Here is a 13,293-nt window from a genome sequence, read left to right as displayed (position 1 = left end):
TAAATAAACTGTCAATTTGATAGTGGGAACAAAAAGTAGCAGTCCCGTTTCACTTTTAATATGGGGCTTAGTTTTTTGTACCCAGTTTAAGAATACTTTTATCATGTAATTTTATATGCCCGAAAACATATAAGTGTTTTGGGGCTATTGGAGTTATTTACCCAGTGATAGGAGTATTTATCACTGGGTATTTTTATGCCCTTTTTTGGGTGTTGATAGGAGGAAAATCACATGAAAATAATTAACTTAGGCATTCTGGCTCACGTTGACGCAGGAAAGACAACATTAACGGAAAGTTTATTGTATACCAGTGGTGCAATTGCAGAACTAGGGAGCGTAGATGAAGGCACAACAAGGACAGATACAATGAATTTGGAGCGTCAAAGGGGAATCACTATCCAGACAGCAGTGACATCTTTTCAGTGGGAGGATGTAAAAGTCAACATTATAGATACGCCAGGCCATATGGATTTTTTGGCGGAAGTATACCGTTCTTTATCCGTATTAGACGGAGCAGTATTATTAGTTTCTGCAAAGGATGGCATACAGGCACAGACCCGTATACTGTTTCATGCACTACAGATAATGAAGATTCCGACAATTTTTTTCATCAATAAAATTGACCAAGAGGGGATTGATTTGCCAATGGTATATCGGGAAATGAAAGCAAAGCTTTCTTCGGAAATTATAGTGAAGCAAAAGGTTGGGCAGCATCCCCATATAAATGTAACGGACAATGACGATATGGAACAGTGGGATGCGGTAATTATGGGAAACGATGAACTATTAGAGAAATATATGTCAGGGAAACCGTTTAAAATGTCAGAACTGGAACAGGAAGAAAACAGGAGATTCCAAAACGGAACGTTATTTCCCGTTTATCACGGAAGCGCTAAAAACAATCTGGGGATTCGGCAGCTTATAGAAGTAATTGCCAGTAAATTTTATTCATCAACGCCTGAAGGTCAATCTGAACTATGCGGGCAGGTTTTTAAGATTGAATATTCAGAGAAAAGGCGGCGTTTTGTTTATGTGCGTATATATAGCGGAACATTGCATTTGAGGGATGTTATTAGAATATCTGAAAAAGAGAAAATAAAAATCACAGAGATGTGTGTTCCGACAAATGGTGAAATCGTCCCGGCTGACCATGCCTGTCCGGGAGAAATTGTTATTTTAGCTGATGATACTTTGAAACTGAACGATATCCTGGGAAATGAAAAACTCCTGCCTCACAAAACACGGATTGATAATCCCATGCCATTACTTCGGACAACGGTAGAGCCGCAAAAGCCGGAGCAAAGGGAAGCCCTGTTAAATGCCCTCGCAGAGATTGCTGATACAGACCCTCTTTTAAAATATTATGTGGATACTACAACGCATGAGATTATACTTTCTTTTTTGGGGAATGTGCAGATGGAAGTCATTTGTGCCATCCTTGAGGAAAAATATCATGTGGAGGCAGAAATAAAAGAGCCTACTGTTATATATATGGAAAGACCGCTTAGAAAAGCAGAATATACCATCCACATAGAAGTCCCGCCAAATCCTTTCTGGGCTTCTGTCGGGTTGTCCATAGAGCCGCTCCCTATTGGAAGCGGAGTGCAGTATGAAAGCAGAGTTTCACTTGGATATTTAAATCAATCGTTCCAAAATGCGGTTATGGAGGGGGTTCTTTATGGCTGCGAGCAGGGGCTGTATGGATGGAAAGTGACAGACTGTAAAATCTGTTTTGAATATGGATTGTATTATAGTCCTGTAAGTACCCCCGCAGACTTTCGGCTGCTTTCCCCTATCGTATTGGAGCAGGCTTTAAAAAAAGCAGGGACAGAACTATTAGAGCCATATCTCCACTTTGAAATTTATGCACCGCAGGAATATCTCTCACGGGCGTATCATGATGCTCCAAGGTATTGTGCAGATATTGTAAGTACTCAGATAAAGAATGACGAGGTCATTCTGAAAGGAGAAATCCCTGCTAGATGTATTCAAGAATACAGGAACGATTTAACTTATCTCACAAATGGGCAGGGAGTCTGCTTGACAGAGTTAAAAGGATACCAGCCAGCTATTGGTAAATTTATTTGCCAACCCCGCCGCCCGAATAGCCGTATAGATAAGGTTCGGCATATGTTCCACAAGTTAGCTTAACAGCTTGCAAAAGTCATATAAAATGAGATTTGAAAGGAGAATGTAACTTCATGTTTGCTAAAAATTCAAAGGCATATTCTGTCTACCTGCTGTTCCGATTTGTCTGTTCCCTGGCGGTTTCTATGTCCACAGTGCTTTCCATCGTGTACCACCTGGAGGTGGTGCAGCTGGATGCTTTCCAGCTTGTCCTGGTAGGGACGGTTCTGGAGACCTCCTGCTTTCTGTTCGAGATACCCACCGGTGTGGTGGCGGATTTGTATAGCCGTCGGCGCTCGGTGCTGATTGGAATGTTCCTCTACGGCCTGGGCTTTCTGATGGAGGGTGCGCTACCGTGGTTCGCGCCGGTTCTGCTGGCCCAGGTTGTCTGGGGTTGCGGTGATACCTTCATCACCGGCGCTCTGGAGGCGTGGATTGCCTCGGAGGAAGAGGACAAACCCATAGACAAGGTGTTCCTGCGGGGCAGTCAAATGGGGCAAATCGGCGGCGTTCTGGGCGTGGTGCTGGGCACACTGCTGGGAAACATAAACCTGCAAATGCCTCTCATCTTGGGGGGCAGTTTGTGCTTGTTGTTGGGGCTGGTGTTGGGTCGCATCATGCCAGAAACCAACTTCTCCCCTGCTATTGAGGAACGGCAGGGCTTGCTTAAAGACTTTGTCTGCCTGTTCAAGCTCAACCTGGGCTTTGTGAAAGGCGCACCTGTGTTGCTGGCGCTCTTAGCAATCACACTATGCGGGGGACTTGCCAGTGAAGGCTTTGACCGGCTCTCCACCGCTCATTTTCTGGATGACACGGTAATACCCGTTATCGGGCCGCTGAACAGCGTCACTTGGTTCGGTGTTATCAGTCTTATCGGCAGCGGCTTAGGTATTCTGGCTTCTCAGTTGCTCATCGCCCGCATGGAGAAAAAAGGGACTGTCAGCCGAACCAGTGTGGTCATGTCCACCAGCGCCGGGTATATCCTGTTCCTGGTTCTCTTCGCGGTGGGGCGGAGCTTTTGGTTCATGTTGTTGGTGTTCCTGCTGGCGGGGCTTATGCGCACCATCAAGGAGCCTGTGCTGGCCGCCTGGATGAACGACCATGTGGATGAGAAAATGCGCGCCACAGTCTTTTCCACCAGCGGACAGCTGGACTCTTTCGGGCAGATCATCGGCGGGCCTATTGTGGGGCTGGTAGCCCAGCAGGTGTCCATACCCTGGGGGCTGGTCTGTACCGCTTTCCTGCTGTTGCCCGCGCTGTTCTTAGTGCCGGTGGCGGGAAAGAAGCGGGATTGATATGGCATAGTTAAGTTTACTGACGAGCGGGAGATTACTTCCGCTCGTCTTCATTTAGTAGCGCAAAATTTGAGGACTCTTTATTTCCTTATTCGGTATAGCGGAGGCGGCTGTCAATTCGACATAATTTTCTTGTGATACTTTACCGCACATGAGCATTTGTTTCGTATTTGAAAGAACAAACTCACCAAATAAAAAAAACGATATTCGGGTGGGTTATTTTGTTATACCCTAAATTACCCTCTGAATTTGTTTTTAAATTTGGAGGGATTTTTTTATGTCCTTTTTTCGGGCAGTTATCTATCTGCTCATACGAAGCAAAATTTATCAATACATAGCATATCAGAGAACGGCAGGAAACCAGTTAAAAAAATTTCTGCCAGTGCAACGGTACTTCTCACCTTGAAAGTAGAAGTACAATCTCCATACAATAGAATTACTATTTCCTATAACCGTAAAGGTCACAGAGCCTTTGCGGTTTTTCTTTTGTCGATTTTTGTTGGAAAGTGCCGTAGGGCTGTTTCTGATATGCGGTGTCGTTCTCCGCCTCTCCATCTGGATTTTTTACATTTCAAAAATTCAGATGGGAGGTATTTATGGTGAAATATGCACCAAGAAAGGTATATATCAGAGAAAGTGGCGGCTATGTGGAATTATCCTACACGGAGTTCTGCCGTTGCAGGGAATCCGACCAGACCTATATGGACAAGCTGTTTATCCCCATTCAAGGCTGTCTGCTTGAAGTCGTGAGGGAGCAATACACAGACTTCTACCGTGACAAGGAACGGTGGCGTTATCTGCAAAAATTAGATACAAAGAATAGACTGCTATCTCTCGACGGATTTACGGACAGCGAGGGGAATCCTCTGGACTTTATCACTGATGAAGCGGTGGACATTGCAGAAACCGTTGTCAATGCGGTCATGGTGGACAGGCTGAAAGCCGCCCTGCCTTTGCTGTCGGATAGTGAACAGGAGCTGATACAGGCAATCTTTTTTGACGGACTTTCCGAGCGTGAAGTCGGGGCGAGGTTGGGCATAACCCAGAGCGTTGTAAACAAACGCAAAGCCAGAATCCTAATAAAACTAAGAAAGATAATAGAAAATTAAAATTTAAGGCGTTCAGCCCCCTTGTTTTTTCCTTTGGGAAGATGAGGGGGCTTTTCTCTGCCCTCTCAATCAATTCTGATTGGAGGAAGTAAGAATGGCATACAACCACGGACGGGAGGACAGGAAATGGCGTATCTGGAAAGAAGCGGAGGAAAAGCTGCTGCGTGAGTGCGGCGTTGATGAAGCGACCATTGAGCAGATACGCATGGCGGACAGGGCAGACTTCAATTCCAACAGGCGGTTTTACCGATGGACGAATGACGTTGCGGAATATCTTGAGGACATGGCAGGCAGGGAGCGGCAGGCGGAAGTGGGTACGGTTGCGGAGTTACTGGAAGAGATTGAGAGCGAAAATCTCTATCAAGTATTAGTCACGGTGGACGGGCGTACCTTGAAAATCGTCCTGCTGAAAATGCAGGGGTATTCCACAAAGGAGATTGCCCCGCTTGTGCCTTTGACGACTGGTGCCATCTATGCGAGGTTAGACCATCTGCGGAAGAAGCTGCGGAAAATTTTATAGCTTCTAAAACAGCCTGCCATCCTGCGGGCTACTGGGTGAGGGATGGAAATCCCCTCACTCATTTTTTGCAGGAGGACAACAGGATGGCATACAGGGTTAAGGCATACACGCTTCGGGAGGAATCCACGGAAAGCGGCACAAGGTATTTTATCAGCTTTAAGGACGGGCAGGGCAAATCCCACGAGTTGGAAGTGTCGGAACAGTTCTTTATGGAGTTTCGGCAGATGGAGCGCAGGAACAGGAATCTTTTCTAATGGGACGAGCGGCACAGGGAGTTTAACGAGGTATGGGACGAAACCCTTTACAGACGGGCGTTGCGTGTGCCTAAGAGCCTTGATGAACGCATGGTTGAGGAAGAACGGAATGAAACGCTCTATAAGGCGGTTGGGAGCCTTCCAGAGATACAAAGGCGGCGTTTCCTGCTCTACTACGAGTATGAGTTCAATTTTTACCAAATCGCCGCTATGGAGCATTGCACCGCTTCGGCAATACAGAAATCTGTTGCGATTGCAAAGGAGAAAGTAAAGGCGGAAATTGAAGAAATATCTCCAACCGTGACCGACACCGCCCGAAAAAGAAATCTGTTTTTTATTTGTGTGGGATTGGCGGCATTACATACTCTCACTTTTTTCCGTGGGAGTAAATCTATTTTTAAGGAGGTCAACGCCTATGTGCAACGAAAACAAAGACACCGCCCGAAAGGAGGAAAGCCATGCAGAAGTTACAGACAGTCAACGCCGAAACGCTCCTTTATGAACCGCTTGAGAAACCATCCTTTGTGGTGGACAGCCTTATCCCGACAGGCTTATCGCTGTTCTGCGGCTCACAGAAGATAGGCAAAAGCTGGCTCATGCTGAAGCTATGCTTATGCGTGTCGCAGGGAATCCCTTTATGGGATATGCCGACAATGGAGGGCGATGTGCTTTACCTCTGCCTTGAGGACACGTTCTGCCGCATACAGGACAGGTTATTTCGTTTGACGGACGAAGCAAGCGGGCGGCTCCACTTTGCCGTGGCAAGCTGCAAGCTGTCAGACGGTCTTATCGTGCAGCTTGAAGATTATCTGAAAGATTACCCAGACAGCAGGCTCATTGTCATTGATACCTTGCAGAAAGTCCGTACAGCTTCAAAAGACAATGCCTATGCAAGCGACTATGGGGACATCTCCCTCATCAAAGACTTTGCCGACAGGCACTCTCTGGCGGTCATTGTCGTACACCACATCCGAAAGCAGAATGACAGCGACGTGTTCAACAAGGTGTCTGGGACGACAGGATTAACGGGGAGTGCGGACGCTACCTTTGTTCTGGAAAAGGAGAAACGTGCGTCTGACACCGCCAAGCTGTATGTGACGGGCAGGGACACGCCTTATCAGGAATACACGCTGCGTTTCCGTGATTGCCGTTGGGAGCTTGTGGAGCGGAAAACGCAGGAGCAGCTTGCGAAAGAAACGATACCAGATGTCCTTTTTCGGTTGGTGGATTTTATGAGGGATAAGGAAGAATGGATAGGCACGGCAACGGAACTGTTAGCCGCTATGGGGGAAACGGAAACCATACCCACGGTGATTACGAAATGGCTGAATGAATACCGCACCACATTTTTAAGCGAGAACCGTATCTGCTACCAGTACAGCCGCAGGAAAGACGGCAGGCGGATTGCCCTTGCAAGGAGGGCGGGTGACAGCGGTGATGGTGGTGACAGCGATATTAGGATACCCCCCTGTTACTGTCATTGACGCTTAAAGCCATGTAAAGCTGGCGGCTCTGCCCTGCGGGTGACAGCAGTGACGGTGGTGACAGTGATTTTAGGATACCCTGCCGCTGTCATCCCTACGGGAGAACACCCCGTAAACGCAAAATGCAGGCGTGAGATTTACTCGCCCTTTTCGGTCGTGTAAAACCACCCCTGCGGTCAGAAAAATCATTCCGATTTTTCCGACTGCGTTTACAGGGTGTAACACACTACACTTTGCCCTGCAAAGTCGTGTGCCAGACGTTCCCTCTGGACTCCCTTAAGGCAGGGCTGTGCCCTGCTATCCTACGCCTTACGGCTTCGGATAAAAGAATGGCGGCATGACGGTGACGGCTCTTGCGAGGGGGGTATCCCAAAAACACCGTCATCATCGACATGACCGTCATGCAGGGGGTGAGGGTGACAGTTGCGGCAGTCGGCAGGGGGTATCCCAAAACTGCTGTCACCACCGTCACCGCTGTCACCCCAAAGGACGGTCACCCGCCGAAAGAAAGGAGGAATCCGCCTATGCCTTATGCAATCCTGCGTTTCCAGAAACGAAAAGCGGGCGGCGTTGCGGCTTGTGAACGCCACAACGAGCGGAAGAAAGAAGCCTACAAAAGCAACCCAGATATAGATATGGAACGCTCTAAAAACAATTACCATCTCATAGCACCACCAAAGTACACCTACAAGAAAGAGATTAACCGCATGGTAGCCGAAGCGGGGTGCAGGACAAGGAAAGACAGCGTGATGATGGTGGAAACGCTCATCACAGCTTCACCAGAATTTATGAACCAGTTACCGCCCGAAGAACAAAAAGCGTATTTCCAGACGGCTCTTGACTTCATTTCGGAGCGTGTTGGAAAGCAGAATATCCTCTCCGCTGTCGTCCATATGGACGAGAGAACGCCCCATATGCACCTCTGCTTTGTGCCGATTACGCCAGACAATAAGCTGTCAGCGAAAGCTATCTTAGGCAACCAGAAATCATTATCCGAGTGGCAGACCGCCTACCATGAGCGGATGTCCTCACGGTGGAATCAGCTTGAACGGGGGCAGTCCTCAATGGAAACCAAGCGGAAACACGTCCCCACATGGCTCTATAAATTAGGCGGCAGGCTTGATAAACAGTATGAAGAAATCGTGTCTGCCCTATCCGACATCAACGCCTTTAACGCAGGGAAGAAAAGGGATAAAGCGTTAGATTTACTCTCTGCATGGCTGCCAGACGTGGAGAAATTCTCTAAGGAAATCGGGAAACAGCAGGCGTATATCGACAGTTTGAAAGAGAGAATTGGGCAGGAATCAGACTATGCGGGGCGTATGCGTGATGAAAAGTACGAGCAGGAACTAAAGGTGCAGAAAGCGAATCAGAAGATATTTGAATTGCAGAGAACCAACGAGCAGATGGGGCGGCTGCTGTCAAAAATACCGCCCGAAGTGTTGGAAGAATTGCAGAAAAATCATAGAAGCAGAGCGAAAGAAAGGTAGATATGTGAATGAAGAAACAGGATTTTAAGGTGTTAAAGACCAAAGACTTGTACCCGTTCCCCGACAATCCGTTTCATGTGGCAGAAGATGAAACACTGTCAGAGTTAGCGGAAAGCATCAAGGAATTTGGCATTGTCACGCCGATAATCACACGCCCGAAAGAGGACGGGGACGGTTATGAAGTGATTGCAGGACAGCGGCGTGTCCGTGCTTCTGAACTTGCAGGGATAAATACCGTGCCTGCGTTTGTCCTGCCCTTAGACCGTGACCGAGCCATCATCACCCTTGTAGACAGCAATTTGCAGCGTGAGAATATCCTGCCATCGGAGCGGGCGTTTGCTTACAAGATGAAATCCGAAGCCATGAAGCGGCAGGGTTTCCGCACAGACTTAACCTCGTCACAAGTTGTGACGAAGTTGCGGACGGACGACAAGGTGGCACAGGGCTTCGGCGTGGGCAGGATGACCGTGCAGCGTTTTATCCGCCTGACGGAACTGATACCGCCGATTTTGCAGATGGTGGACGAGGGGAAAATCGCCCTCACGCCTGCGGTGGAACTGTCCTTCTTGAAGAAAGACGAGCAGGAAAACCTCTTTGCCACGATGGAGAGCGAAGAAGCAACGCCCTCACTCTCACAGGCACAGCGGATGAAACAGTTAAGCCAGAGCGGGCGGCTTGACATGGATACGATATTTGCGATTATGACGGAGGAAAAGGGCAACCAGAAAGAAACCTTGAAAATCAACACAAGCAAGCTGAAAAAATACTTTCCGAAGAACACAACGCCGAAGCAGATGGAGGAAACCATCATCAAACTTTTGGAGCGTGAGTTGCAGAGGAAACGCAACCGTGACAGCCGCTAATCTTCTTTTTTCGGGAAGTAAATACAGAGAGTTGAGGTATGGAGAATGAGAGAAATCCAGTATGAAATCGTAAAGGAAATCGCAGTATTGTCTACGGGCGACAGTGGCTACACAAAGGAAATCAATCTCATTTCATGGAATGGGAAAGAGCCGAAGTATGACATCCGCAGCTTTTCCCCGAACCGTGAAAAGTGCGGCAAGGGAATCACGCTGAACGCTGATGAAGCGGCGGCACTCCTTAAAGCATTACAGAAAGAATTAAACAGCGAGGATTAATGGTATCTGATTGGCAGGGCGGGGACATTTCCAAACTCTTCCCTGCCCTGTCTGGAAAGGAAGATTTAAGTATGGGCGAGGATAAGAAAGCAGATAAAAAGAGAAAGCGTATCGTGCCAAAAGCACCAGTGCAGATGATAATCAGCCGTGAATATGTCGGCACACAGACCGTTACAGAAGCGTTTGTCCCGATTATCTCCGAGGATATTCGGAAGAAGATTGCCGAGGGCGACACCTTCGACAATGAGGGGCTGTCCGCTTAGAATGTACGCAATGGGACATGAAAACAGATAGGACAGATACGGAGGTTTTACAGTATGGCAGGAATCAAAGAAGAAAAGAAAATCTATTTAGTCGGCATTTATTGCCGCTTATCTAAAGACGATGGTACGGATAACGAGAGTGCGAGCATTGCGACACAGAAATCCATCCTCACGGATTATGTGAAAAAGCAGGGATGGCACATAGCAAAAACGTATGTGGACGATGGTTATTCTGGTACAAATTTTGCTGGGGTTAGATAGCGATACTTTTTACATCTACCATGTTGCGGCGGTCATGGTTGACAACTTGCGTCGGCTCCTGCTCGGTATCAACCTGTCCGACAAAGCTATAATGGATTTCGATTTTCCGGGTGTTGGTTTCCCGGTCTAATTCATGTATCAAAATACGGTCGATAAACTCATGGACGTTTTCATAGGTCAATTCCTGTATGTCGCTGTATTTCCCGACAATCTGAATAAACCTTGATATATCCCTTTTTCGCTCGGTAACGGTTGCGATCTGCTGTTGTAACTCGTCTATCCTTGCGGCAAGGGATTTCTTTTCGTCCTCATAGCCGGAAGTTAGAAACACAAACCGTTCATCTGTCAGTCTGCCTAATGCGTTGTCCTCATACAGCTTGCGGAAAAGCGTGTCAAGTTCGGTCATACGCGCCTGTGCTTTGAAAAGTTCCTTTTGCTGCTGCGCTAATGCCTTTCTCGCTTCCATGTCGCCGTACTCGGTAGCTTTACAGATAAAGTCCTGTTCGTGTTCCTTAACATACCGCAAAACCCGCCGCATATCTTCCAGCACTAAATCAAGAAGTACGTTTTTGCGGATATAATGAGAGGTACACTCGCTGCCTGTCCTTGCCCTGTTGCGCCATGCGCCGCAAGAATAGGAAAACTTGCGCGGCTCGATATTTACGCCCTGTTGGTAATACATCTTATGTCTGCAACCAGCGCAAAACAGCAAGCCGGAAAAAATATCAATCTCCGCTGCTTTTGTCGGGCGGTGGCGGGTAGCAATCCGCTTTTGCGCAAGTTCAAAGGTTTCCTCGTCAACAAGCGGCTCATGGGTGTTTGGGAAGAAATAGCGTTGTTCTTCTTCGTTCTTCCGGGTCTTTTTCGACTTGTAGGATACCTTGTGAGTTTTCGCGGTTATGGTATGCCCTAAATATTCCTGCCTTGCTAATATGTCATAGAGCGTTTTGTCCGGCCAAGTATAGGGGGCGATCATTGCCCGCTGATACCGCGCCTGTCCTGTACGCTGATAGCGCAACGCTCCAATCGTCAAGACTTTGTTTTCCGCAAGCCATTTTTGGATTTCGCACATACGCACGCCGCTAACAAACATAGCGAAAACCTGTTTGACAATCGGCGCGGTTTCCGGGTCGGGTATAAGGTGGTGGCGGTTGTTCGGGTCTGGGATATAGCCGTATGGATATTCCCCGTTGACGCGCTCGCCTTTTTGCGCCTGTGCCTGTTTAACTGCGCGGATTTTCTTGCTTGTGTCGCGGGCGTAAAACTCGTTAAACCAGTTCCGCAAGGGGGTAAACTCGTTATCCTCCCGCGCTGTGTCAACTCCGTCGTTGATCGCGATATAGCGTACTCCGTTTTCGGGAAATACAATCTCTATGAGTTCGCCCGTTTTCAGATAGTTTCTGCCAAGACGGGAAAGGTCTTTGGTAATGACCGTCGCCACTCGTCCGGCTTCCACTTCCTGCAACATCGCTTGCAGCCCCTCGCGCTCAAAACTCACGCCGGAAAATCCGTCGTCCACAAAAAACTTTGTGTTCAAAAAATGGTGTTCGTCCGCATAGCGTTGAAGTATCATTTTTTGGTGCTGTATGCTTCCGCTTTCTCCGGCTTGCATATCCTCTTGACTTAAACGGCAGTAAAGGGCGGTGATTTTATTCGACTGTAACATTAGTCCTCCTTTCCGACAGCCGAATAAACAGGTATAATGTGTTGCTATCATTATACCATATCCCGCCGCCTAATGCACTACTCGGACGCTAAAAATCCCGGATTTCCGGGCTTTTTCTGCAAATCCTTTACAATGAGTTTCTCAATCTTTTTATGGATTGTATCGGTTGCCTTTTCACTCGGCAACGCTTGAACAAGATAGGTGATTTTCCCTATTTTGCGTTCGGTTGTAATTGTCTGTTTTTTATCCATTAGAAAAACCTCCTTTTCCTGTATGGATAAACTATATTCGTCAAAAGGCAAAAACGGGCGGTTGTTAGCTGCAACCTCACGGGAGTTTCACCCCGGCCCATGCTTATGGGTGCGCCGCGCAATACTTTGAGGGTGTTCAACGCGGGAGTATCATTGTGCCGCCTTGTATGTCGTCGCCCACAAGCTGCTAAACCTGTTTTACGGCGCGGTAGTTCTCGCTCGGCTTTTCCCCTATGGGGAAAAGCTGTCATGGCGTACCCGCCGACTGGCTCGGTACAGACGGAATGTACCCGTTTGCCTGTTATGCTGCGCACCAAAGGCCGCTTTCTTTGTCAAAGAACAATAGGCTTTGTCGGCCTGCAAAAGCACATCAACAGCGGATATGCTTTTGCGGAACGACAAATAGCCCATAACGGGAAGCGTGGAAAGGGGACACGCTCCCCGCATGGGCTAAAAGATTATCCTACATGAAAAGCAAGGGTGCGGGTAATAAGGCGCACTTGCAGCCTGTTACGCATTTCCTCGTCCACATAGGAATAGGTATTGCCCGCGTCGTCTTTCAGCGTGCGGGTACAAAGTTTCGCTATGTAACCCTCGTAGTGCTTCAAGATCGCGCACATGGCGGTTGTGTCGCCGTTTGCCGCTGCGGAAATGACAGGGAACGGCAACAGATTTTCAGACTTCCTAACGGTATTCATCATCTGCTTTTCCCTCCAAATACTGTTTGATTTTCGCAAGCGCGGATTTCCTGTGCCGGAAAACCGTCGTGCGTACAACATTCAGCAGTTCGCCAATTTCCGCGTCGCTCATATCCAAGAAGTAGGACAAAAGGATAATGTCGCGTTTCCTTTCGGGCAAAGCGTTAAGGGCTTCGGCAAGCAGTTCATTTTTGACGAGTACATCAAAGCCGGACACTTGAAAACGGAAATAATCGCTTTCGTATTCGTCCGTTGTGAAAAGCTGCGCGAGTTCGCTTTCGCTCAAATCCGAAAAAGTAACTTCGCGTGCTGCGCGTTTCGCAAGAGTGCGGCGGTGGCTTTTCGCTTCGCCGACCAAAGTTTTCTTTGCTAATGCGTCGTACTGATGTTGTATTCTTTCCTTGTCGGAAGAAGATAGCTCCATAGAGTTCACCTCCTTCCCGCGTGGAGTAGAGGACGGGAGTTAAGGGCTTGTCCTCTCTGCCCCTTTCGCTCCGTACCCGTTCTGGAGATGGCTCTTGAGTGCGCTTTTCAGAAAAAAGTTGAAAAAAGCAAAATGCGCCCGTCCGCAAGACGCGGACGGGCGCAAAGGAAATGTAAGCAGTAGCTAAATGTATTGACAGTTCACATTCATAGCCGGAATATCCCGCTTGCGGAGCATAGCTTTTTTTGACCGCAAAGCATTAGGCGGGTTACAGTAAATAAAAATGGACACGGCGATACCTCCCCGATACCG

12 protein-coding genes and 3 pseudogenes are annotated in these 13,293 nt (G+C 48.0%); 11 read left to right on the top strand and 4 right to left on the bottom strand.

The window, feature by feature from the left end:
- The first annotated feature begins 231 nt into the window (after positions 1 to 231).
- The 11 genes and pseudogenes from tet(O) to H9Q76_RS11270 form a co-directional block, all read left to right on the top strand.
- Positions 232 to 2,151 carry a tetracycline resistance ribosomal protection protein Tet(O) gene (gene tet(O), locus H9Q76_RS11320; RefSeq protein WP_151197289.1) on the top strand — a complete coding sequence of 640 codons (1,920 nt, stop codon included), beginning with the start codon at positions 232 to 234 and terminating at the stop codon, positions 2,149 to 2,151.
- Positions 2,152 to 2,201: 50 nt separating this feature from the next.
- Positions 2,202 to 3,422: a tetracycline efflux MFS transporter Tet(40) gene (gene tet(40), locus H9Q76_RS11315; RefSeq protein WP_118489342.1), complete on the top strand. Its 1,221-nt coding sequence runs from the start codon at positions 2,202 to 2,204 to the stop codon at positions 3,420 to 3,422.
- A 599-nt stretch (positions 3,423 to 4,021) separates the two neighbouring features.
- Positions 4,022 to 4,531 carry a sigma-70 family RNA polymerase sigma factor gene (locus H9Q76_RS11310; RefSeq protein ID WP_105116765.1) on the top strand — a complete coding sequence of 170 codons (510 nt, stop codon included), beginning with the start codon at positions 4,022 to 4,024 and terminating at the stop codon, positions 4,529 to 4,531.
- Positions 4,532 to 4,625: 94 nt separating this feature from the next.
- Complete coding sequence (locus H9Q76_RS11305; RefSeq protein WP_249321104.1) at positions 4,626 to 5,051, top strand: RNA polymerase sigma factor; 426 nt, start codon at positions 4,626 to 4,628, stop codon at positions 5,049 to 5,051.
- Positions 5,052 to 5,134: 83 nt separating this feature from the next.
- A pseudogene (locus tag H9Q76_RS11300) lies at positions 5,135 to 5,609 on the top strand (RNA polymerase sigma factor).
- Positions 5,610 to 5,763: 154 nt separating this feature from the next.
- Positions 5,764 to 6,796: pseudogene (locus H9Q76_RS11295) on the top strand (AAA family ATPase).
- Between the two features lie 517 nt (positions 6,797 to 7,313).
- Entirely contained in the window at positions 7,314 to 8,279 is a 966-nt protein-coding gene (mobV, locus tag H9Q76_RS11290; RefSeq protein ID WP_001820668.1) for a MobV family relaxase, read from the top strand.
- A gap of 8 nt (positions 8,280 to 8,287) precedes the next feature.
- On the top strand, positions 8,288 to 9,142 hold the full coding sequence (locus H9Q76_RS11285) for a ParB/RepB/Spo0J family partition protein (protein ID WP_000743700.1): 855 nt from the start codon (positions 8,288 to 8,290) through the stop codon (positions 9,140 to 9,142).
- Positions 9,143 to 9,187: 45 nt separating this feature from the next.
- Positions 9,188 to 9,418 (top strand): YdbC family protein, encoded by a 231-nt coding sequence (locus H9Q76_RS11280; protein ID WP_001206986.1) that lies wholly within the window; start codon positions 9,188 to 9,190, stop codon positions 9,416 to 9,418.
- A 71-nt stretch (positions 9,419 to 9,489) separates the two neighbouring features.
- Positions 9,490 to 9,681, top strand: coding sequence for a hypothetical protein (locus H9Q76_RS11275; RefSeq protein ID WP_001820669.1), 192 nt, complete (start codon positions 9,490 to 9,492; stop codon positions 9,679 to 9,681).
- Positions 9,682 to 9,735: 54 nt separating this feature from the next.
- Positions 9,736 to 9,927, top strand: a pseudogene (locus H9Q76_RS11270) (recombinase family protein); the annotation flags it as partial.
- A gap of 7 nt (positions 9,928 to 9,934) precedes the next feature.
- Here the strand turns inward: H9Q76_RS11270 and H9Q76_RS11265 are convergent.
- The 4 genes from H9Q76_RS11265 to H9Q76_RS11250 all read right to left on the bottom strand — a co-directional run bounded on the left by H9Q76_RS11265 (position 9,935) and on the right by H9Q76_RS11250 (position 12,981).
- Positions 9,935 to 11,608: a recombinase family protein gene (locus H9Q76_RS11265; protein ID WP_002604471.1), complete on the bottom strand. Its 1,674-nt coding sequence runs from the start codon at positions 11,606 to 11,608 to the stop codon at positions 9,935 to 9,937.
- A gap of 77 nt (positions 11,609 to 11,685) precedes the next feature.
- On the bottom strand, positions 11,686 to 11,859 hold the full coding sequence (locus H9Q76_RS11260) for a transposon-encoded TnpW family protein (protein WP_002604472.1): 174 nt from the start codon (positions 11,857 to 11,859) through the stop codon (positions 11,686 to 11,688).
- A gap of 458 nt (positions 11,860 to 12,317) precedes the next feature.
- Complete coding sequence (locus tag H9Q76_RS11255; RefSeq protein ID WP_002604473.1) at positions 12,318 to 12,560, bottom strand: helix-turn-helix domain-containing protein; 243 nt, start codon at positions 12,558 to 12,560, stop codon at positions 12,318 to 12,320.
- A complete protein-coding gene (locus tag H9Q76_RS11250) occupies positions 12,544 to 12,981 on the bottom strand; it encodes a sigma-70 family RNA polymerase sigma factor (RefSeq protein ID WP_002604474.1) in 438 nt (145 codons plus the stop codon). The genes H9Q76_RS11255 and H9Q76_RS11250 overlap by 17 nt, the downstream gene beginning before the upstream one ends.
- Positions 12,982 to 13,293 lie beyond the last annotated feature (312 nt).

The organism is Wujia chipingensis (assembly GCF_014337155.1).
Lineage (GTDB): Bacteria > Bacillota > Clostridia > Lachnospirales > Lachnospiraceae > Coprococcus_C > Coprococcus_C hominis.
The sequence above is the reverse complement of the archived record's forward strand: the minus strand, read 5'-3'. Positions and strand labels throughout refer to the sequence as shown.